Below are 19,711 nucleotides of genomic sequence, written 5' to 3'. Positions count from 1 at the left end.
CCTGCGATAATGCCGGCCTTTCCCCGACTACAGGCCAGGCGATGAGCAGGAAAACCGTCCTCAACGACAGCCACCGCGCCCTCGGCGCCCGCATGGTGGACTTCGGCGGCTGGGACATGCCGCTGAACTACGGCTCGCAGATCGAGGAACACCACCAGGTGCGGCGCGACGCCGGCATGTTCGACGTTTCGCACATGACGCCGCTGGACGTGCGCGGTGCCGGCGCCCGGGCCTTCCTGCGCCGCTTGCTGGCCAACTCGGTGGACAAGCTCAAGACGCCCGGCAAGGCTCTCTATGCCTGCATGCTCGACGAAAAGGGCGGGGTGATCGACGACCTGATCGTCTATTTCCTGGCCGAGGACTTCTTCCGGGTGGTGGTCAACGCCGCCACCCGCGACAAGGACCTGGCCTGGATCCAGGCCAGGGCGGAAGGCGCGGACGTGCGGATCCTCGAACGCCGCGACCTGGCCATCATCGCCGTGCAGGGCCCGAATGCCCGGGCGAAGGTGGCCGGCCTGCTGTCGCCGGAGGCCTCGCAGGCGGCCCTGGCCTTGGCGCGTTTCGCCGCCGGCGAGGTGGACGGGCTCTTCATCGCCCGCACCGGCTACACCGGCGAGGACGGTTTCGAGCTGATGGTGCCCGAGGACGGCGCCGTGGATCTGTGGCAACGCTTGTTGGCTGCCGGCGTGAAGCCGGCCGGCCTGGGCGCGCGCGACACCCTGCGTCTGGAGGCCGGCATGGCCCTGTACGGTCAGGACATGGACGAGTCGGTCAGCCCCTACGAAGCCGGCCTGGGCTGGACGGTGGCGCTCGACGAGGACCGCGAGTTCATCGGCCGCGCGGCGCTCGAAGCGCAGAAAGCCGCCGGCGTACCGCGCCGGACCATCGGCCTGGTGCTGGACGAGAAGGGCGTGTTGCGCCACGGCCAGTCCGTGCTCACCGCGGCCGGCGCCGGCGAGATCACTTCAGGCACCTTTTCGCCGACCCTGGGCAAGGCCATCGCCCTGGCGCGCGTGCCGGCCGGCGAGCTCGGCCAGGTCCGCGTGGACGTGCGCGGCCGGCAGCTTCCGGTGCGGGTGGTGAAGTACCCGTTCGTGCGCGAGGGCCAGGCCCAGCCGGGTGTGCTCGGCTGATGCCGGCCGGACATGGCCCCGCTAGACTATCCGCCCTTCCCGCCGCCCATTCCCGAGGCCAGACCAACATGAGCGAGATCCCAGGCGACCTGAAGTTCCTGAAGTCCCACGAGTGGGCCCGCGTCGAAGACGACGGCCGTGTCCGGGTGGGCATTTCCGACCATGCCCAGGAACTGCTGGGCGATCTGGTCTATGTCGAGTTGCCCGAGGTCGGCGACCAGGTCGAACAGGGCGCCGCAGTGGCGGTGGTGGAGTCGGTCAAGGCCGCCTCCGACGTCTACGCCCCCGTCGGCGGCAAGGTGGTGGAGGTCAACGCCGCCCTGGCGGACAAGCCCGAGACCATCAACGAGGACGCCTACGGCGAGGGTTGGCTGTTCGTGCTCGAGCCGGCCGATGCCGAGCAGCTGGCCGAACTGCTGACGCCGGACGACTACGCCGCCTTGCTTGAGGAAGATGGGGGCTGACGGCACGCCGTTGGAAACGATCCGGACACCGGCCGCCGCGTGCGGCCGGTGTCGTTTCCGGCCCGATCGCCGGTCATGGACGGCGGCCTCGGCCCCGCCGGCCTGGGGTGGAATCCGCGCAGTTCGGCCCCTGCGAGGTGCCGGAACGGTAGTCCGGGCGCATTTTTTTTCCGGACCGTTCGGCGGCTGTCCTCTGCCCGCCGGCAAGGTTCGAAGGCAAGCGGCGCACGCCCCATGACGATTTCCGCGTTTGCGTTTCGCAGCGTTTTTTCCCGGGTTTTTTCTCGGCGCCGCATTTCCGGGGCGAAGCCTTCAATGAATCTCCAGGTCATCGTTCCGAACGACGGACGCCGTCGTCGCGGTTCCGGGGCTTGAAATAATTTCCGCAAGGTTGTTGACATCGGAAAATCCCGTGATTAGTTTTCGCCAAGCAGACGCCAATCGCGGAAGCGAGTGATCAAGAGCGAACCGAAATCGCGGGTTGCAAAACAGGTCATCATCCCGGAAGAGAAGATGCCGGGCCTGGGCACACATCCCTCCGCGAAATCCGCTCCCGCCGCCGATGGCCGTTCCGGTTCCCGGCGCGACGTCCGCCCCGACCCTCGCACCACGTTCCACCCCGATTCCCACGCCCGGACCAGTCATGGCCCGGGCGTTCGTCTTTCCGGTGCCGCCCCGCGCCGGTTCGAATCCGTCCGTCTTGCCCCGCGCCAGGCGGCGGTGCGCCACGGGACCGATCCCGTGGCGGTGCCTTTGTGACTTGTGACTGGGCAGTCCGAGCCAACTGACGAGGAGTTGACCATGGCTACCAAGAAAGCTGCGAAAAAACCGGCCAAGAAGGCCGCCAAGAAGTCCGTGAAGAAGGCCGCCGCCAAGAAGGCAGTGCGGAAGGTCGCCAAGAAGGCGAAAAAGGCCGTGAAGAAGGTGGCCAAGAAGGTCGCCAAGAAGGCCACCCGCAAGCCGGCCAGGAAGGCTGCCAAGAAGAAGGCGGCCAAGAAGGCCACCCGCAAGCCGGCCAGGAAGGCCGCCAAGAAGAAGGTTGCCAAGAAGGCCACCCGCAAGCCGGCCAGGAAGGCCGCCAAGAAGAAGGTTGCCAAGAAGGCGGCCCGCAAGCCGGCCAAGAAGGCCGTCAAGAAGGCTGCGAAGAAGCCTGCCAAGAAGAAGGCCGCGCGCAAGCCGGCCGCCAAGAAGCCGGCGCCGATGATGCCGGCCGCCCCGGTTGCCCCGGCCCTGTAAGGCGCCGACGACCACGTAGGTATGGGCTCTCTCCCCGTGTTGCCCAGGCGGGGAGGGAGACTTTCCAAAGGCACCTGTTCCGACGCCGGCCCCGTGCCGGCGTTCGTTCTTTCCGGTTCTCCTTTCCCGCCCGGACCGTGCCGGCGGTGGCCGTCTCAGCGGCGGCGGCGCGGCGGCGCCTGCGGCGTCAGCCAGTCGCGGGCCGGCAGGCCCAGGGCCCGGTCCAGCACCGTCGGCAGCAGGCCCCAGGGCATGTTGCTCTCGCTGTTCCAGAGCACGACCGCGCCGACGCCCTCATCGGGCAGGAAGCCGATCATGGCCCGGTAGCCCTGCACGGCGCCGCCGTGGAAGATCAGCCGATGCCCGGCGTAGTCGTAGATGCGCCAGCCCAGGCCGTAGTGGGCGGCGCGCAGGCGCTCGCTGCGCCAGGAGTTGCTGCCGCGGATCTCGCCGGGCGTCTCCACCTGCGGCGCCTGGATCTCGGCCAGCACCTCGGGCGGCAACGCTTCGGGCCGGTGACCCATCTGGGCGATCAGCCATTGCGCCATGTCGCGTGCGCTGGCGTTGATGCCGGCGGCGGGCGGAACGCGGTAATAGTTTTCCTTCGGCCGCACCGGTACCCAGGTGCCACCGCTGCGCACGTGCGGCCGCGCCCAGCTCGGGCTGGACTCGAGCGCGTCGCGGCCGAAGGTGGCCCCGGTCATGCCCAGGGGGTGGAAGATGCGTTTGGCGACCTGGTGCTCGTAGAAATCGCCGGTACTGGCGAACACCAGGTCGCCGACCAGGCTGAAGGCGATGTTCTGGTAGGCGTAACACTCGCCGGGGCTGCAGGTCAGCGGTGCCTCGGCCAGCTTTTCCGCCAGCAGCGGATAGGGCTGATCGGCCTCCAGGTCGCGGTCGTAGGTGTTGTAGGGCAGGCCGACCTGGTGGCTGAGCAGTTCCCTGACCGTGAGCCGGCGCGCGCCCTGCATGTCGCGCAGGCGGAAGGTTGGCAGCTGCTGGCTGATCGGCGAGTCCCAGGACATGGCGCCCTCGCGCACCAGCAGGGCGGTCAGGGTGCCGGCGAAGGCCTTGGACAGCGAGGCGATCCGGAAGGACGTGTCCACCGTCGCCGGCTCCAGGGTCTTGCTGTCCACCACGCCCCAGGCACGCAGGGAAACGACCTCGCCGTCCTCGACGATGGCCATGGCCAGGGCCGGGATGCGGGCGCGTGCATGCAGCTCGCCCGCCTGGCGCTCCAGTTCGGGCAGGTGCGGTGTCAGTCGCAATGCCGGCCGTGCCGGTTCGGCAGCCGATGCGGCGAGGGCGAGGGCGATGGTGCAGGCCAGCAGAAGCACCAGGCGGCGGAGCGGGCGATGCCGATGCCTGGCGGCTTTGTCTTTCTTGCGCGGCATGACCGAGGTAGGCTTGGAGGCAGCCGCATTCTAGCGCGCTGTCCGCCGCGGCGGCCTGAACCGGAGAGGGGGAATCCGACGATGACGATGCTGGTGGTGTTGGCCGTCCTGGCAGTCCTTGCCGCCTTCTGGGCCGTGGGCATCTACAACGGGCTGGTCACCGCCCGCAATGCCTTCAAGAACGCGTTCGCCCAGATCGACGTGCAGTTGACCCGACGCTACGACCTGATCCCGAATCTGGTCGAGGTCGCCAAGGCTTACCTGAAGCACGAAAGGGAGACCCTGGAGGCGGTGACCCGGGCGCGTGCCGCCGCGGTCAGTGGCCTGGCCGCGGCCAAGGCCGCTCCGGGCGATGCCGCCGCCATGTCCCAGCTCGGCAGCGCCGAGACGGGCCTGGCCGGTGCCCTGTCCCGGCTGATGATGGTGGCCGAGTCGTACCCGGACCTGAAGGCCAACCAGAACATGATGCAGCTGACCGAGGAGCTCACCTCCACCGAGAACCGCATCGCCTTCGCCCGCCAGGCCTACAACGACAGCGTGATGGCCTATAACAACAAGCGCGAGGTCTTTCCCTCCAACATCGTCGCCGGCATGTTCAACTTCGCGCCGGCCGCGCTGCTGGAGATAGACGAACCGGCCAAGCGTGGGGCACCCAAGGTCGCTTTCTGATCCAGGCCCCGCTCTCGGGCGGGGCAGCCGGGAGGCGGGCATGAACTTCTTCGAGCGCCAGGAGCGGGCCAGGCGCCAGTCGCGGCGGCTGGTCGTGTTGTTCGCGCTGGCGGTGGCGGCGGTGGTGCTGGCGGTGGACCTGATCTTCCTGCTGGCCTTCGGCGGCCTTGGCCGGGAAGAGACACCGTCCGGGTCGCTGGCAGCCGGCCTGGCGCTGGCCAGCCTGGTCAGCCTGGGCATCATCGGCGTCGCTTCCCTGTATCGGGTCGCCAGCCTGTGCGCCGGCGGCGCCGCGGTCGCCATGCAACTGGGCGCTACCCCGGTGCCGGAGGACAGCCGCGACATCCATTACCGGCGCTTGCGCAACGTGGTCGAGGAGATCGCCATCGCCTCCGGCGTGCCGGTGCCGCAGATCTTCGTGCTGGAACAGGAGCCGGGCATCAATGCCTTCGCCGCCGGCTGGTCGCCCGATGATGCCGCAGTGGCGGTGACGCGCGGTGCCCTGGACCGGTTGAACCGGGACGAACTGCAGGGCGTGATCGCCCACGAGTTCAGCCACATCCTCAACGGCGACATGCGGCTGAACATCCGCCTGATGGGCGTGCTGTTCGGCATCCTGGCGATGGCGCTGATCGGCCGGAAGATCCTGCAGCACGGGCGAGGGAGCGGTTCGCGCGGGTCGGCGCCGGTATTGGTCGCCGCCCTGGGCCTGGTGCTGGTCGGTTATGTCGGACTGTTCTTCGGCCGGCTGATCAAGGCCGGCGTCAGCCGGCAGCGCGAGTTCCTGGCCGATGCCTCGGCGGTACAGTTCACCCGCCAGACCCGCGGCCTGGCCGGGGCCCTGAAGAAGATCGGCGGCTTGCAGGACGGCTCGAAACTGGGCAGCCGCGACGCCGAGGAAGTGGCGCACATGCTGTTCGGTGACGGTGTCGGCTACTCGCGCCTGTTCGCCACCCATCCGCCGCTGCTGGAGCGGATCCAGGCGCTGGAGCCGGCCTTCAGACCGCAGGCCCTCGAGGACTTGAAGGCGCGATGGCAGATGCATCCTCCCTCCGGCCTGGACGAGGATCTCGCCCTCGGCCTGGCGGGACCGGAGGTGGCGACAGCCAGTACCGACGTGCGGCCGCCGCCCTTGCCGGGCGACGAGGTCGAACTGCGGGTCACGCCACCTGAGGTGGTGGCGCGGGTGGCGCGCCCGGACGGCGGTGATTTTGCCCGTGCCGGCAGCCTGCTGCAGGCCCTGCCGGAAGTGCTGCGTACCGCTGCGCACGAGCGCGAAGAGGCGGTGCCGCTGCTGTTCGGCCTGCTGCTGGCGCCGCCGGGCCAGGTCCGCGAGCGGCAACTGTTCGAGCTGGCCGCCCGCCACGACGAGCGCCTTTCGCGGCAGGCCGCGGACTACGCCGACCGGCTGCTGGACCTGCCGCGCCTGTTGCACCTGCCGCTGGCGGCGATGGCCATGCCGGCCTTGCGGAAGCGGCCCCGGCCGGAGCTGGAACGGTTCATGGATACCTGTTTCGCGCTCAGTCACGCCGACGGCCGGATCAGCCTGTTCGAGTACTGTCTCGGCCGGCTGTTGCGGGTGCAGGTGCACGATGCCCTGGCGCCGGCTTCGGCCTGGGTACCGGGCAAGGCCCGGTTGATGTCGGCGACCGCCCCGGCCCTGGACTTGCTGTCCATCCTCGCCCAGGCCGGCCACGATCAGGAAGCGGAGGCGCGCCGGGCCTACCTGGCCGGCGTGCACCGGGCCTTTCCGCGCCTGGACGCGCCGTATCGGCCACCGACCGACTGGCAGCGGGCGCTGGACGAGGCCTGGCCGGTACTGGATCGGCTGGAGCCGACGGGCAAGGAGCTGCTGCTGGAGGCGCTGGTCGCCGCCGCCGGTCATGACGGCCGCATGAGTGTCGCGGAGGCCGAATTGCTGCGCGTGGTCTGCGCTGCCTTGCACTGTCCGTTGCCGCCGCTGCTGGAGCGGCTCCTGCAGGAGCCCTGAGCGGCGACGCCCGGCTCAGGCGGCCTGGCCCAGGATCAGGTCGGCGGCACGCTCGGCGATCATCATGGTGGGTGCGTTGGTGTTGCCGCCGATCAGTCTCGGCATCACCGAGGCGTCCACCACGCGCAGCCCCTGGATGCCCTTCACCCGCAGCTGCGGGTCCACCACCGTGTCCGGGTCGTCCGTCCGGCCCATTCGGCAAGTGCCGACGGGGTGGTAGATGGTTTCGGCCTTGCGGCGGATGAAGGCGACCAGTCCGGCTTCGTCGCATACCTGGGCGCCGGGCAGCACTTCCTCGCCACGGAACGGCGCGAAGGCCGGCTGCGCCAGGATCTCGCGCGAGCGCCGTACCGCTTCCAGCAGTACCTTCAGGTCGAAGCCTTCGGGATCGCTGAGGTAACGCGCCTCGATGCGCGGCTTGTCGGCGGCATCGGCGCTGACCAGGCTCAGGCGACCCCGGCTGCGCGGCCGCAGGCCGCAGGCGTGCAGCGTATAGCCGTTGCCGGGAAGGCGGTTGCGGCCATGGTCGTCGAGCTGGGCCGGCACGAAATGGAACTGCAGATCCGGCCGCTCGTCCTCGGCCAGATGGCTGCGCAGGAAACCGCCGGCTTCGGCGATGTTGCTGGCGCCGGGGCCGGTCCGGCCCATCAGGTAGTAGCGGAAGGCCACCGCCAGGTCGCTGGCGCTGTCGTAGCTCAGGCCGCGGGTGCAGCGTTGCAGGGTGCAGATGTCCAGGTGGTCCTGGAGATTGCCACCGACGCCCGGCAGGTCGGCCAGCACCCCGATACCGTGTCGCCGCAACTCGTCCGCCGGGCCGATGCCCGACAGCATCAGCAATTGCGGCGAGTTGATGGCGCCACCGCTGAGCAGCACTTCGCGGCCCGCGGCCGCGTGAAAGGCCCGACCGCCGGCCGTATACACGACGCCGGTGGCGCGCCCGCGCTCGATGGTCACCCGGCGCGCCATCGCGCCGGTCACCACGCTGAGATTGGGGCGGCTGCGGGCCGGTCGCAGGTAGGCGGTGGCCGCCGAGCAACGGACGCCGTCACGGATGGTGGCCTGGTACCAGCCGAAGCCGTCCTGGCGCGGCCCGTTGAAATCGTCGCTGGCCGGATGACCGGCCTGCGCCGCCGCCTCCAGGAAGGCTTCGGACAGCGGGTTGCGGTGGCGAAGGTCGGTGACCGACAGCGGACCGTGGCCGCCATGCAGGGCGTCCTCGCCGCGGCTGTTGCCTTCGCTCCGGCGGAAATAGCGCAACACGTTGTCCCAGTGCCAGCCCTCGGCGCCCATGGCCGCCCACTCGTCATAGTCCCGGGCATGGCCGCGGATGTAACACATGGCGTTGATCGAGCTGGACCCGCCCAGGACCTTGCCGCGCGGCCACCACAGCCGGCGGCCGTCGAGCGCCGGCTCGGGAGCGGTGCTGTAATCCCAGTTCACGCCCTTGCGGTTGACCAGCTTGGCCAGACCGGCCGGCATGTGGATGAAGGGGTGCCAGTCGCGTGGGCCCGCCTCCAGCAGCAGCACACGGCAGTCCGGGTCCTCGCTCAGGCGACTGGCCAGCACGCAGCCGGCCGAACCCGCTCCCACGATGATGTAGTCGTACACGAGCGGCTCATTCCTATATGACCGGCCGACGGTAGGCCCCCTGTCTAGAGCAAACACTCGGGAGCAGCCTCGGGCATGTCGGCGATGCGGGATCGTCGCCGGCGCCGCTGGCGATGCCCGGCCGGGTTGGCTATCGTGCGCGCAGCCCGCAGGACGCCCGCCCGCATGAGCCCCGACATGCCCGCCAAGGCCGGACGCTTGGACCACCTGCGCCTGACGCTGCGCGAGTTTCCGCCGCTGATCTGGTCCTTCCTGTACTTCTTTTTCCTGCTGACCGGCTACTACGTGCTGCGGCCGGTGCGGGATGCGATGGGGGCCTCGGCCGACGTGCAGGCAGTGTTCCCGGCTGCCCTGGTGCGATGGGCGAGCGAGCGCGGCTGGGATCTGGGCGGGCTGACGCTGCAGCTGCTGTTCACCGGCACCTTCGTCGCCATGCTGCTGCTGCAGCCGGTCTACGGGGCCCTGGTCAGCCGCTTCCCGCGGCGGGTGTTCCTGCCGGTGCTGTATCTGCTTTTCATCGTCTGCCTGATCGGCTTCCATCTGCTGTTCGAGCGCGAAGCGCCGGGCCGGGGCGCGGCTTTCTTCATCTGGGTGGCGGTGTTCAACCTGTTCGCCGTCTCCGTGTTCTGGTCGTTCATGGCGGACATCTATAGCGACCCGGAAGCACGCCGCCTGTACGGCTTCATCGCCGCCGGCGGTACCGTCGGCGGCTTCACCGGTCCGTCCCTGACCTCCCTGCTGGTGGGGCAGGTCGGCGTGGCCAACCTGCTGCTGGTATCGGCGGTACTGCTGGGCCTGTGTGTCGTCTGCATCCTGCGCCTGGGCCGCTGGGCACGCCTGCGCGAGACCGAGCGCGGCTGGCGTGGCGCCGAGCAGGCCATGGGCGGCAGCGTCCTGGCCGGCCTGCGCCTGCTCCGGGACGAGCCGCTGCTGCGGGCCATGGCGGTTGTGATGTTTTTCGGCGTGGGCGTTGGAACCCTGCTGTACAACGAACAGGCGGCGATCGCCCGCGCCTTCTTCCCGGAGGACGGCGACCGTACCGCCTACTACGCCAGCATCGATCTGGCCATCAACCTGGTCACGATCCTCGTGCAGCTCTTCGTCACCAGGCCGCTGCTGGTCCGGTTCGGCGTGAAACCGGCGCTGCTGATTCCCGCCTTTGCCATCCTCGGCGGCTTCGCCCTGCTGAGTGCTTCGCCGCTGCCAATGCTGGTGGCGGTGGTGCAGGTGCTGACCCGGGCGGGCGAGTTTTCGCTGGCCAAGCCGGCGCGCGAGACCATCTACACCCGGGTGGGCCGGGAGATACGCTACAAGGGCAAGGCCGTCGTCGATACCGCGGTCTACCGCTTCGGCGACCTGTTCTTCGTCTGGAGCCACAAGGCCCTGGCCGTCTTCGGCTCGAGCCTGGTGTTCGGCGTCGGCGCGCTGGTGGCGGCGGGATTGGGTCTGGGCGCGTTCAGGCTTGTCCGCGAGCAGGCCAGACTGCCGGCCGACCCCGATCGGCGCTAGCCTGTCGGCCTGGAGGGAGGAGCCTGTCATGTCCACGATCGCGCAATCGCTGGTGCTGCTGGTGGCGCTGCTGCACCTGGGCTTCATGGTGCTGGAGATGTTCCTCTGGACGCGTCCGCTGGGCCGGCGGGTGTTCCGTCTGGATCCGGGCTTCGCACGGGCCTCGGCCCGGCTGGCGATGAACCAGGGGCTCTACAACGGCTTCCTGGCCGCGGGCCTGCTCTGGGGGCTGTGGCTGGACGCCCGCGGCATCTGCCTGTTCTTCCTGGGCTGCGTGGTGGTGGCCGGCCTGTTCGGCGCCGCCACGGTCAAGCGCACCATCCTGTACGTGCAGGCCCTGCCGGGATTGCTCGCCGCGGTCGCCGTGCACTACCTCTGAGCGCTCACTTCTTCGGGCTGACCCACATGGTGATGAGGGCGTTGAAGACCTTGTCGCCGGCCGGATCGAACACGTCCACGTTCACCGGCAGCTCGTAGCCGGTCTCGGCAGCGACGATCTCGCGCATCGGCGTGGCGACGCCGCGCATCGTGCCGCTGGCCTTCTTCAGGTAGGACACCGTCATGCCCTTGGGAATCCAGCGCATGCCTGCCGGCAGGGAGGCGTCGGTCATCACGCCGGCGCCGAGCTCGGCCAGATTGCACAGGGCGATGGCGTGCACCGTGCCCAGGTGGTTGTGCACGGCGCGGCGGTCGGGAATGGTCACCTCGCAACGGCCGCGCTCCAGCAGGCGGAAGCTGGGACGGATGCTGGCGAAGTAGGGCGCCTTGAAGCAGACCGCGCGGCTGAACAGCCAGCGGCCGCCCGGCCAGCGCAGGAACTTGCGGTACAGGCGCAGCAGCGGGGCGTCGGACATGGTGGCCTCAGTTGAACAGGGGAAGCGCGAACACCGCCGCGCCGGCCAGGAAAGCCACGGTGAGCAGGTGCACGGCCGGGTGGCGCAGCCCGCGGGCCAGGCTGTGCGGGCCGCCGAGAACCACCCAACGGGTGTCATCCACGGACGTGGTTCCCGGCGGCGACGGCTCAGGCAACCCGCTGCCTGCCTTCCTGGCGCCGGCGGTACAGCGCTGCCGATTCCAGGTCGGCCGGGTCGAAGTCGTCCACCGTGATCGCGTCCAGGGTCATGGCGCGCAGCTCTTCGAGCTGGGCGCGTTCTTCGGCGGTGATCCAGCCCTCGGCCACGCCCTCGTCCAGCTGCGCGGAGAAATCCAGGGCCTCGATGTCGCTGTTCTTCAGCGCCTTGAGGAACTTGCGCTCGACCGGCTCGGCCAGGATCACCTTGGGCAGGTAGCTGTCGACCCGGCCGGCCGGATTGTTGGCGCAGGGGGTCAGGAACACGCCCTCGGCCAGGCGGTCGCGGGCATCGGAAGGCGACATCAGCAGGGCGGCGGCGCGGTGCCCCAGGCGGTCGCTGGGCTCCTGGGCCCGGCGGCCCCAGGGGAAGACCAGCATCCACAGCAGCCAGCCGACCGGACGGATCGGGAAATTGCGCAGCGCGCCCGACAGCGCCTTCTCGATCTTGTAGGCCGAATCGTGGAAGGCCCAGGCGAGCAGCGGCCGCTCCGAGGCCGGGCAGCCCTGGTCCTGGTAACGCTTGAGCATGGCGCTGGCGATGTACAGATGACTGAGCACGTCGCCCAGGCGGCCGGACAGCTTTTCCTTGAACTTCAGCTTGCCGCCCAGCATCAGCATCGAGGTGTCGGCCACCAGGGCCAGGTTGGCCGAGTAGCGGTTGAGCTTGCGGTAGTAGCGGCGGGTGTAGGCATCGCCCGGCACCCTGCCGATGCGCGCCGCGGCCAGACCCAGCACCCAGCTGCGCACCGCGTTGGAGATGGCGAAGCCGATATGCCCGAACAGGTTGGCGTCGAACTCGCGCAGGCGCACCTTCGGGTCGGGGTGGGTGGCCGCCTGCATTTCCTTCAGCACCCAGGGATGGCAGCGGATCGCGCCCTGGCCGAAGATCATCAGTGAGCGGGTCATGATGTTGGCGCCCTCGACCGTGATCGAGATCGGCGCCGCCTGCCAGCCGCGGCCCAGGTAATTCATCGGCCCCAGGATCACGCCCTTGCCGCCGTGGATGTCCATGGCGTCGCAGGCCACCTGCCGGGCCATTTCCGTGGTGTGGTACTTGGCGATGGCCGAGGGCACGGCCGGCTTCTCGCCGCGGTCCACAGCCGCCGCCGTGGCCTGGGCCAGGGCGCTGCAGGCGTAGGCATTGCCGGCCAGGCGGGCCAAGGCTTCCTCGACGCCCTCGAAACGGCCGATGGACAGGCCGAACTGCTTGCGGATGCGGGCGTAGGCGCCGCTGACCACGGCGGCGATCTTGGAAGCGCCGGAAGAGGTGGAGGGCAGGGTGATGGCGCGGCCCACGCTCAGGCATTCGACCAGCATGCGCCAGCCGTGGCCGATGTAATCCTCGCCTCCGATCAGCTGGCTGAGCGGCACGAAGATGCCGTCGCCGCGCACCGGGCCGTTCTGGAAGGCGCAGTTGAGCGGGAAGTGGCGGCGGCCGACTTCCAGGCCCGGCGTGTCGCGTGGCACCAGGGCCAGGGTGATGCCGCGGTCGCTCCGGTCGCCCAGCAGCTGGTCCGGGTCGTACAGGCGGAAGGCCAGGCCGATCACCGTCGCCACCGGCGCCAGGGTGATGTAACGCTTGTCGAAGGTGAGCCTGACGCCGAGCACCCGGGCTCCGTTCCACTCGCCCTCGCAGACGATGCCGTAGTCGGGGATGGAGGTGGCGTCGGAGCCGGCGAAGGGACCGGTAAGGGCGAAGCAGGGCACCTCGCGGCCGTCGGCCAGGCGTGGCAGGTAGTGCTCCTTCTGCTCCTTCGTGCCGTAGTGCAGCAGCAGTTCGGCCGGACCCAGAGAGTTGGGCACGCCGACGGTGGAGCTGAGCGTGGCCGATACCGAGGCCAGCTTCTGGATCACCTTGTGGTGGGCCAGCGCGGAGAAGCCAAGGCCGCCGTATTCCTTCGGAATGATCATGCCGAAGAACCGGTTCTTCTTGAGGAAGTCCCAGATCTCCGGCGGCAGGTCGGCGCGCACGTGCGTCACCTCCCAGTCGTTGACCATGCGGCAGAGCTGTTCGACCGGGCCGTCCAGGAACGCCTGTTCCTCGGTGCTCAGTTCCGGCTTCGGCTGCGACAGCAGTTGCTCCCACCTCGGCATGCCCGAGAACAGCTCGCCCTCGAAGCCGACGGTGCCCGCTTCCAGCGCCGTCTTCTCGGTATCCGACAGCGGCGGCAGGATCCTCGTGTAGAAGCGCAGTGCGTGGCGGGTGATCAGCGCCTGCCGCAGCGGGGTGATCAGCAGTGGCAGGGTGGTGATCGCCAGCAGGCCAGCGGCCACCCAGGTAGCGGTGAGGTCGGCGCCGGCCAGGCCGGCCAGCACCAGCAGGCTGCCGGCGAGCGCGGCGAACACGGCCAGGCGCCAGCGCTGGTAGGCCGCCAGCAAGGCTGCCAGCAGCAGGGCGAGGAAGGGCGCGAGGAGGGCAAGGATGCTCATCGGGAGTCTCCGGAAGCGGCCGCCGGCGGGACGGCCAGGTCATGCAGGAATTCCAGCAGGGTATCGGTAAAGGCGTCGTTGTCGTCACCGGCCACCATGTGGGTGGCTTCGGGCAGGCGGACGTGGCGGGCGTGCGGCGCCAGGTCCAGGAAATGTGCCACGGTCTCATCGCTGACCAGGTCGCTGCGCCCGCCGCTGACCAGCAGCACCGGCACATCCAGGGCGCGACAGGCGTCTTCGAGGCGACTGTGCAGGCCGGCGGTGTCCGGGATGAACTCGTCGAGCAGGCGCGGGTCCCAGTGCCAGACCAGCCGGCCGTCCCCGCGCGGCACCAGCAGGTGCGCCAGTTGCGAGGGCGACTTGCGGCCGCGCCGGTGCGGCAGGTAGTCGGCGATCCGTTCGGCGGCTTCGTGGTAGGAGGCGAAGCCGTCCGGATGCGCGCGCATGAAGGCGAGGATGCGCTCCACGCCGGAGGCTTCCCAGCGCGGCGTGATGTCCACCAATACCAGGGCGGAGAAGGGGCGCGCCGCTGCCTGGGCCAGCAGTCCGGTCAGGCCGCCCATGGAGGCGCCGATCAGCACCGGCGCCCGGCCGGCGGCGGCGGCGGCCACCCGCACGTCGTCCACGAACTGCTGGCCGCGGTAGGGGCGATCCGGCGGATTCCGCGCCGACTGGCCATGGCCGCGGGCATCCCAGGCCAGACTGGCCAGGCCCTGGCCGGCCAGGCGGGCCTGTGTGGCCGACCAGGCCTGGCGGGTCTGGCCGAAGCCATGCGAGAGCAGCACGCCGGGGCCGCCGCCGGGCAGGGCCTGGGCGGCCAGGGGCAGGCCGTCGCCGGCCCTGAGCGAAAGCGGCGCGGGCGTCGCCGGTAGCGGCTGGGCGCGGTTATCCATACGGCTGAGTATCGTCAGGCGCCGGTCAAGCTGTCAATACCGGTCCGTATGGTGCAAGATTCGGTTCCACGGGCGGTTTCATGCCCTCCCTCCATCCTTTACACTTCGCCACCGTATGGTTGCTGCCGCCCCCAAAACCGATCGCCCGGCCCGCCTCAGGGCCGAGGACTGGGCCGTCGCCGCCCTGGACGTCATCGCCGAACAGGGCCTGGCAGCGGTGGCGGTCGAACCGCTGGCAAGGCGCCTTGGCGTCACCAAGGGCAGTTTCTACTGGCATTTCCCGTCGCGCGAGGCCCTGCTGGTGGCGGCGCTGGAGCGCTGGGAGGCGATGGAGCAGGAAACGGTGTTCGGCCAGCTCGAGGCCATCCCCGAGCCGCGCGCCCGGTTGCGCGCCCTGTTCCAGCTGGTCGCGCACGAGCTCAAGCCGCACATCATCTACAGCGAACTGCTCAAGGCCCTCGACCATCCGGTGGTGCAGCCGGTGCTGCATCGGGTTTCGCAGCGGCGGCTGGATTACCTGACCGCCAGCTTCCGCCAGGCCGGCCTGAACCGGCAGGACGCCCAGAACCGGGCCCGGCTCACCTACGCGGCCTACGTCGGCTTCCTGCAGCTTTCGCTGCAACTGGGCCAGCCGCGCCTGCACCATGACGAGTTCGAAGCCTACGTCGGCCACGTCATGGCCACACTGATCCCCGCCTGACGCCGATGTCCGGCGTCGCCTTCCCGCATTCCCCAGCCCCGGCCCCGACAGGAGCCCGTTCGATGTCCAGCCATCTTCCCGCCCTCAACGACTGGGTCGCCTCGGTCGCCAAACTCACCCAGCCCGACGCCATCCACTGGTGCGACGGCTCCGATGCCGAGAACGCCCGCCTGGTCGAGCTGATGCTGGCCAACGGGGACCTGATCAAGCTCAACGGGCAGACCCACCCGAACTGCTACCTGCACCGCTCCAATCCCCAGGACGTTGCCCGGGTCGAGCACCTGACCTTCGTCTGCACCCGCGACCCGGCCGACGCCGGCCCGAACAACAACTGGATGGATCCGGCCGAGGCGCATGCCCAGATGGACGCGCTCTACGCCGGCTGCATGCGCGGCCGCACCATGTACGTGGTGCCCTATTGCATGGGCCCGATCGATTCGCCGCTGTCGCGCTGCGGCGTCGAGATCACCGACAGCCCTTACGTGGTCGCCAACATGCGCATCATGACCCGCATGGGCGCGCAGGCCCTGGCCCGGATCGAGCGCGAGGGCTCGTTCGTCAAGGGCCTGCATTCGATCGGCGAGCTTGACCCGAACCGCCGCTTCATCATGCATTTCCCCGAGGAGCTGAGCATCCAGAGCTACGGCTCCGGTTACGGCGGCAACGCCCTGCTGGGCAAGAAGTGCCACGCGCTACGCATCGCCAGCTGGCAGGCCCGCCAGGAGGGCTGGCTGGCCGAGCACATGCTGATCGTCGGCATCGAGAATCCGCGGGGCGAAATCCACTACGTCGCCGCCGCCTTCCCCAGCGCCTGCGGCAAGACCAACCTGGCCATGCTTATCCCGCCGGAGGGTTACCGCCGCGCCGGCTGGAAAGTCTGGACCGTGGGCGACGACATCTGCTGGATGCGCCCGGGCGCCGACGGGCGCCTTTACGCGATCAACCCCGAGGCCGGCTTCTTCGGGGTGGCGCCCGGCACCAGCGAGAAAACCAACCCGAACGCGATGGCGATGCTGAACCGGGATGCGATCTTCACCAACGTCGGCGTCACCGCCGACGGCCAGCCATGGTGGGAGGGCATGAGTTCCGGCGCGCCGGCCAAGGACTGGCAGGGCCGCGATTACGACAGCGCCAGGGGTCCGGCCGCGCACCCGAATGCCCGCTTCACGGTCAGCGCCAGGCAGTGCCCGAGCTACACCGACAAGGCCGAGGATCCGCAGGGCGTGCCGATCAGCGCGATCGTGTTCGGCGGCCGGCGCGCTTCGCTGGTGCCGCTGGTGCTGGAAGCCCGCGACTGGACCCATGGCGTGCTGGTCGGCGCCTCGATGGCGTCCGAGACCACCGCCGCCGCCACCGGCGCGGTTGGCGTGGTGCGGCGCGACTCGATGGCGATGAAGCCATTCGCCGGCTACAACTTCGGCGACTACTTCGCGCACTGGCTGAGCTTCGACAGGCCGGGCATGAAGCTGCCGAAGATCTTCCAGGTCAACTGGTTCCGCAAGGACACCGACGGCCGATTCATGTGGCCGGGTTTCGGCGACAACCTGCGGGTGCTGGAATGGATGCTCAAGCGCGTCACCGGCCAGGCAGGCGCGGTGGAGACCCCGGTCGGCAACCTGCCGCGTCCGGAGGACATCAACACCGAGGGCCTGGACATCGCCCCCGCGGCACTGGCCGAGCTGCTGGCGGTGGATCGCGAGGGCTGGAAAGCGGAGATGGAGGCGATCGCCGAGTACCTGAACGAGTTCGGCGACCGTACCCCGGCGGCACTGAAGGCCGAGCGCGACCGCATCGCCGCAGGACTCGGCTGAACCGGGCACGCCCGGGCCCGCGCTCGTCCGGATCGGCGCTCTCCCGAAAGGCCCGTCCCGCGCGGGCCTTTCTTTCGCGCCCGGCGACGACCGGCCGCGTCGCGGCCCTGCCGGGTCGGCCGTTATGCTCGCCGGCGATGAAGGCCTTCTATTGCCACCGGTTCGTCCTGCCCTTGCCGGACGGCCATCGTTTCCCGATGGCCAAGTACGCCCGCCTGTACCGGCGGGTGGCGGCGATGGCGGACCTGTGGGGCATCGAGCTGCTTGAACCGCCGGCGGTCGGCGAACGGGACCTGCTGCGGGTGCACGACCGGGAATACGTTCGGGCGATGCTGGACGGAAGCATCGGCCCGGAGCAGATGCGCCGGATCGGCTTTCCCTGGTCGGCGGCGATGGTCGAACGCTCACGCCGTTCCGCCGGAGGCACGCTGCAGGCCCTGCGCGCGGCCCTGGCCGGCGACGGGGTGGCGGTGAACCTGGCCGGCGGCACCCACCATGCCGGCCGGGCCCGCGGCGGCGGTTACTGCGTATTCAACGATGCCGTCATCGCCGCCCGTCATGCCCAGGCCCACGGCCTGGCCGAGCGTGATCGGCGGGTGCTGGCCGCCTGCCGCGAGCGCGGCCTGCCGGTGGCCGTGTGCATGGCCGGTGGCTATGCGCCCGAGATCGAGGACATCGTGGATATCCATGCTGCCACCGTGGCCGTTGCGGCGCGTTTCGCGCGGCAGCCGGTCGGCGCCGGCTAAACCCTCCGCGTCCGCCCGGCATCGGAGCGGATATGCTGAACCTCGCCGTGGCCACCGATACGCTGCCGCCCGCTTCCGCCGCCGACGCCTCGGCGCGCGAGGAGGACCATGCCTTGGTCCGCGCCGCCGGAGCCGGCGACCGGCATGCCTTCGAGGCGCTATACCGCCGCCACGTGCGCCGGGTGTATGCCCTGCTGTGGCGCATCTGCGGCCATGAGGCCCGGGCCGAGGACCTCGTCCAGGACGCCTTCGTGCGCGCCTGGCAGGCCCTGCCGGGTTTCCGTTTCGAAAGCGCCTTCTCGACCTGGCTGCACCGACTGGCGGTGAACACCGCGCTGATGGAGCTGCGCTCCCGGCGCGGTAACGAAGACCTGGAAACCGGCGACGAGGCCCTGCTGCATCACCCGGCTGGTGACGATGTCGAGCGCGCCGCCTCCGGCCTTGAGCTGGAACGGGCCATCGCGACCCTGCCGCCGCGGGCGCGGGCCGTGCTGGTGCTGCACGACGTCGAAGGCTGGAAGCACGAGGAAATCGCCGCCGAACTCGGCATGGCGGTCGGAAGTTCGAAAGCGCAACTGCACCGCGCCCGCCATCTGTTGCGGGCCCGGTTGGGAGAAGGCCATGGGCGAGAATGAACTGCGCTGGCAGCTGCGGCAGCTGCCCAGGGAAATGGAGCCTCCACGGGATCTCTGGCCCGGCATCGCCAGGCGCCTGACGGTCCGGCCCCGGCGCCGCCAGTTCCGCTGGACGGGCCTGGCCCTGGCGGCCAGCCTGGCGCTGGTCGCGGGCCTGGTCTGGCAACTGCGCCCGGCCCGGGGCGACCCGATCGCGGACTTGCGGGCGGACCTCGTCCAGCGCCAGGCCGAGGCGCTGGTGGCCGAATACGAGGCGGCCTTGCGCGAACTGGAAGCGGTGCCGGTCCCGCCCGAGCTGGCGCCGGCCCTGGACACCCTGGACGCCAGCGCCCTGGAGATCCGTCGTGCCCTGGCCCAGGACCCGGGCGAGGTCAGGCTGCTGGACCAGTTGCGCCGCACTTACGCGCGCCGCCTGTCCCTGACCCAACGGGCCGCCCTCGGCTGAACCGGTTCCACGCATACGTAAACATGCAAACGTCACGGAGTATTGCCATGTCGCCCCGCCTGATCGCCCCGCTGCTGTGCCTGGCTGCCGCGCCGGCCCTGGCTGCCACCCCGATAGACGAAACCCGCCCGCTTGCCGCCGACGGCCAGGTGAGCATCGACAACGTCAAGGGCCGCATCCAGGTCGAGGCCTGGGACCGGCCGGAGGTCAGCATCACCGGCAGTCTCGGCGAGGGCGTGGAAGGGCTGGAGCTGGAGGGCGACGAGGACGCGCTGAGCATCCGGGTCCGCTACCCGCGTCGCGGCGGCGGTTGGTTTGGCTGGGGCGGCGGCGATGGCGGCGAGCCGTCCGAGCTGCGCGTCCGGGTGCCGGCGGGGGCCTCGGTGAACGTGGATGCCGTCAGTGCGACGGTGGAGGTCGGCGGCGTCGGTGGCCGGCGGCTGGAGGTGGACAGCGTGAGTGGCAACGTGATGGTGCGCGATGCCCGTCCCGGCGAAGCCAGGCTGGCCAGCGTCAGCGGCGACCTGGAGGCGGCGCTGGACACGCGGGACCTGCGCGCGGAGACGGTCAGCGGCGACATCGGCCTGCGCGGCCGGGTCGAGGGCCGGGTCCAGATCGAGTCGGTGTCCGGGGACGTAGACGTCGAGGCCGGCATGCTGGAGCGCCTGGTCTTCAGTTCGGTGTCCGGCGACGCCCGTCTGGCCCTCGCGCTGGCCAGGGGCGGCAGCGTCCAGGCCGAGACCCTGAGCGGCCGGCTGGACCTGGTCCTGCCGGCAGCCACCTCGGCCAGGCTCCAGGTCGAGAGCTTTTCGGGCCGCATCAGCAGCCCGGTCGGAGAGGTCAAGACCGAGAAGTACGGGCCCGGCAGCCGCCTGGAGACCAGGCTGGGGGCAGGCGAAGGCGAGATCCGGGCGGAGTCCTTCTCCGGCAATGTCCGGATCGTCATCAGATAAAACATTGATTCATAAATAAATTT

The 19,711-nt window shown here is 69.9% G+C and carries 20 protein-coding genes; 14 read left to right on the top strand and 6 right to left on the bottom strand.

Annotation, left to right across the window (positions count from 1 at the left end; all coding sequences use genetic code 11):
- The first annotated feature begins 41 nt into the window (after window positions 1-41).
- From gcvT to F0415_RS04845, 4 genes are all read left to right on the top strand, one after another.
- Window positions 42-1,133: a glycine cleavage system aminomethyltransferase GcvT gene (gene gcvT, locus F0415_RS04860; RefSeq protein ID WP_149860078.1), complete on the top strand. Its 1,092-nt coding sequence runs from the start codon at window positions 42-44 to the stop codon at window positions 1,131-1,133.
- Between the two features lie 68 nt (window positions 1,134-1,201).
- A complete protein-coding gene (gene gcvH, locus F0415_RS04855) occupies window positions 1,202-1,597 on the top strand; it encodes a glycine cleavage system protein GcvH (protein WP_149860077.1) in 396 nt (131 codons plus the stop codon).
- Window positions 1,598-2,050: 453 nt separating this feature from the next.
- On the top strand, window positions 2,051-2,356 hold the full coding sequence (locus F0415_RS04850; RefSeq protein WP_149860076.1) for a hypothetical protein: 306 nt from the start codon (window positions 2,051-2,053) through the stop codon (window positions 2,354-2,356).
- A 42-nt stretch (window positions 2,357-2,398) separates the two neighbouring features.
- The gene (locus F0415_RS04845) at window positions 2,399-2,833 is read left to right on the top strand and encodes a histone (protein WP_149860075.1); all 435 of its coding nucleotides are present in this window, start codon (window positions 2,399-2,401) and stop codon (window positions 2,831-2,833) included.
- 155 nt (window positions 2,834-2,988) lie between these two features.
- Here F0415_RS04845 and F0415_RS04840 read toward each other — a convergent pair whose 3' ends face one another.
- On the bottom strand, window positions 2,989-4,227 hold the full coding sequence (locus F0415_RS04840; RefSeq protein ID WP_149860074.1) for a serine hydrolase domain-containing protein: 1,239 nt from the start codon (window positions 4,225-4,227) through the stop codon (window positions 2,989-2,991).
- A gap of 81 nt (window positions 4,228-4,308) precedes the next feature.
- Here F0415_RS04840 and F0415_RS04835 point away from each other — a divergent pair, with 81 nt between their 5' ends.
- A complete protein-coding gene (locus tag F0415_RS04835; protein WP_149860073.1) occupies window positions 4,309-4,896 on the top strand; it encodes a LemA family protein in 588 nt (195 codons plus the stop codon).
- A 40-nt stretch (window positions 4,897-4,936) separates the two neighbouring features.
- Window positions 4,937-6,886, top strand: a complete 1,950-nt coding sequence (locus F0415_RS04830; protein WP_149860072.1) for a M48 family metallopeptidase — start codon at window positions 4,937-4,939, stop codon at window positions 6,884-6,886.
- 15 nt (window positions 6,887-6,901) lie between these two features.
- Here F0415_RS04830 and F0415_RS04825 read toward each other — a convergent pair whose 3' ends face one another.
- Window positions 6,902-8,494 (bottom strand): GMC family oxidoreductase, encoded by a 1,593-nt coding sequence (locus F0415_RS04825; protein ID WP_149860071.1) that lies wholly within the window; start codon window positions 8,492-8,494, stop codon window positions 6,902-6,904.
- A 165-nt stretch (window positions 8,495-8,659) separates the two neighbouring features.
- On the opposite strand from F0415_RS04825, the gene F0415_RS04820 reads away from it, so the two are divergent.
- Window positions 8,660-10,003, top strand: coding sequence for an NTP/NDP exchange transporter (locus tag F0415_RS04820; protein ID WP_149860070.1), 1,344 nt, complete (start codon window positions 8,660-8,662; stop codon window positions 10,001-10,003).
- Window positions 10,004-10,031: 28 nt separating this feature from the next.
- Window positions 10,032-10,382 carry a DUF1304 domain-containing protein gene (locus F0415_RS04815; RefSeq protein ID WP_149860069.1) on the top strand — a complete coding sequence of 117 codons (351 nt, stop codon included), beginning with the start codon at window positions 10,032-10,034 and terminating at the stop codon, window positions 10,380-10,382.
- Between the two features lie 4 nt (window positions 10,383-10,386).
- On the opposite strand, the gene F0415_RS04810 is transcribed toward F0415_RS04815, so the two are convergent.
- Genes F0415_RS04810 through F0415_RS04800 form a run of 4 tightly spaced genes read right to left on the bottom strand, consistent with a single transcriptional unit; the run spans window position 10,387 to window position 14,398 of the window.
- Window positions 10,387-10,857, bottom strand: coding sequence for a hotdog fold domain-containing protein (locus tag F0415_RS04810; protein WP_149860068.1), 471 nt, complete (start codon window positions 10,855-10,857; stop codon window positions 10,387-10,389).
- A gap of 7 nt (window positions 10,858-10,864) precedes the next feature.
- Window positions 10,865-10,999 (bottom strand): hypothetical protein, encoded by a 135-nt coding sequence (locus F0415_RS12765; RefSeq protein WP_281286591.1) that lies wholly within the window; start codon window positions 10,997-10,999, stop codon window positions 10,865-10,867.
- Window positions 11,000-11,024: 25 nt separating this feature from the next.
- On the bottom strand, window positions 11,025-13,505 hold the full coding sequence (locus F0415_RS04805) for an acyl-CoA dehydrogenase (RefSeq protein WP_149860067.1): 2,481 nt from the start codon (window positions 13,503-13,505) through the stop codon (window positions 11,025-11,027).
- Window positions 13,502-14,398: an alpha/beta fold hydrolase gene (locus tag F0415_RS04800; RefSeq protein ID WP_149860066.1), complete on the bottom strand. Its 897-nt coding sequence runs from the start codon at window positions 14,396-14,398 to the stop codon at window positions 13,502-13,504. The genes F0415_RS04805 and F0415_RS04800 overlap by 4 nt, the downstream gene beginning before the upstream one ends.
- 115 nt (window positions 14,399-14,513) lie before the next feature.
- Here F0415_RS04800 and F0415_RS04795 point away from each other — a divergent pair, with 115 nt between their 5' ends.
- The 6 genes from F0415_RS04795 (at window position 14,514) to F0415_RS04770 (ending at window position 19,688) form a co-directional block, all read left to right on the top strand.
- Entirely contained in the window at window positions 14,514-15,098 is a 585-nt protein-coding gene (locus F0415_RS04795; RefSeq protein ID WP_149860065.1) for a TetR/AcrR family transcriptional regulator, read from the top strand.
- A 62-nt stretch (window positions 15,099-15,160) separates the two neighbouring features.
- A complete protein-coding gene (locus F0415_RS04790; RefSeq protein ID WP_149860064.1) occupies window positions 15,161-16,909 on the top strand; it encodes a phosphoenolpyruvate carboxykinase (GTP) in 1,749 nt (582 codons plus the stop codon).
- A gap of 137 nt (window positions 16,910-17,046) precedes the next feature.
- Complete coding sequence (locus tag F0415_RS04785; RefSeq protein WP_149860063.1) at window positions 17,047-17,655, top strand: arginase family protein; 609 nt, start codon at window positions 17,047-17,049, stop codon at window positions 17,653-17,655.
- Window positions 17,656-17,687: 32 nt separating this feature from the next.
- The gene (locus F0415_RS04780) at window positions 17,688-18,290 is read left to right on the top strand and encodes an RNA polymerase sigma factor (RefSeq protein WP_149860062.1); all 603 of its coding nucleotides are present in this window, start codon (window positions 17,688-17,690) and stop codon (window positions 18,288-18,290) included.
- Window positions 18,277-18,735: a hypothetical protein gene (locus F0415_RS04775; RefSeq protein WP_149860061.1), complete on the top strand. Its 459-nt coding sequence runs from the start codon at window positions 18,277-18,279 to the stop codon at window positions 18,733-18,735. The genes F0415_RS04780 and F0415_RS04775 overlap by 14 nt, the downstream gene beginning before the upstream one ends.
- Window positions 18,736-18,782: 47 nt before the next feature.
- A complete protein-coding gene (locus F0415_RS04770; protein ID WP_188310291.1) occupies window positions 18,783-19,688 on the top strand; it encodes a DUF4097 family beta strand repeat-containing protein in 906 nt (301 codons plus the stop codon).
- The last annotated feature ends 23 nt before the right edge of the window (window positions 19,689-19,711 follow it).

This window comes from Arenimonas fontis, from assembly GCF_008386465.1.
GTDB lineage: Bacteria > Pseudomonadota > Gammaproteobacteria > Xanthomonadales > Xanthomonadaceae > Arenimonas > Arenimonas fontis.
This window is presented reverse-complemented; position numbering and strand designations above follow the sequence as displayed.

Excerpts from the sequence above, each read along its gene's own strand:
- gcvT (WP_149860078.1), top strand. The coding sequence starts at position 42 with ATGAGCAGGAAAACCGTCCTCAACGACAGCCACCGCGCCCTCGGCGCC.
- gcvH (WP_149860077.1), top strand. The coding sequence starts at position 1,202 with ATGAGCGAGATCCCAGGCGACCTGAAGTTCCTGAAGTCCCACGAGTGG.
- F0415_RS04845 (WP_149860075.1), top strand. The coding sequence starts at position 2,399 with ATGGCTACCAAGAAAGCTGCGAAAAAACCGGCCAAGAAGGCCGCCAAG.
- F0415_RS04840 (WP_149860074.1), bottom strand. The coding sequence starts at position 4,227 with ATGCCGCGCAAGAAAGACAAAGCCGCCAGGCATCGGCATCGCCCGCTC.
- F0415_RS04835 (WP_149860073.1), top strand. The coding sequence starts at position 4,309 with ATGACGATGCTGGTGGTGTTGGCCGTCCTGGCAGTCCTTGCCGCCTTC.
- F0415_RS04830 (WP_149860072.1), top strand. The coding sequence starts at position 4,937 with ATGAACTTCTTCGAGCGCCAGGAGCGGGCCAGGCGCCAGTCGCGGCGG.
- F0415_RS04820 (WP_149860070.1), top strand. The coding sequence starts at position 8,660 with ATGAGCCCCGACATGCCCGCCAAGGCCGGACGCTTGGACCACCTGCGC.
- F0415_RS04815 (WP_149860069.1), top strand. The coding sequence starts at position 10,032 with ATGTCCACGATCGCGCAATCGCTGGTGCTGCTGGTGGCGCTGCTGCAC.
- F0415_RS04810 (WP_149860068.1), bottom strand. The coding sequence starts at position 10,857 with ATGTCCGACGCCCCGCTGCTGCGCCTGTACCGCAAGTTCCTGCGCTGG.
- F0415_RS04805 (WP_149860067.1), bottom strand. The coding sequence starts at position 13,505 with ATGAGCATCCTTGCCCTCCTCGCGCCCTTCCTCGCCCTGCTGCTGGCA.
- F0415_RS04800 (WP_149860066.1), bottom strand. The coding sequence starts at position 14,398 with ATGGATAACCGCGCCCAGCCGCTACCGGCGACGCCCGCGCCGCTTTCG.
- F0415_RS04795 (WP_149860065.1), top strand. The coding sequence starts at position 14,514 with ATGGTTGCTGCCGCCCCCAAAACCGATCGCCCGGCCCGCCTCAGGGCC.
- F0415_RS04790 (WP_149860064.1), top strand. The coding sequence starts at position 15,161 with ATGTCCAGCCATCTTCCCGCCCTCAACGACTGGGTCGCCTCGGTCGCC.
- F0415_RS04785 (WP_149860063.1), top strand. The coding sequence starts at position 17,047 with ATGAAGGCCTTCTATTGCCACCGGTTCGTCCTGCCCTTGCCGGACGGC.
- F0415_RS04780 (WP_149860062.1), top strand. The coding sequence starts at position 17,688 with ATGCTGAACCTCGCCGTGGCCACCGATACGCTGCCGCCCGCTTCCGCC.
- F0415_RS04775 (WP_149860061.1), top strand. The coding sequence starts at position 18,277 with ATGGGCGAGAATGAACTGCGCTGGCAGCTGCGGCAGCTGCCCAGGGAA.
- F0415_RS04770 (WP_188310291.1), top strand. The coding sequence starts at position 18,783 with ATGTCGCCCCGCCTGATCGCCCCGCTGCTGTGCCTGGCTGCCGCGCCG.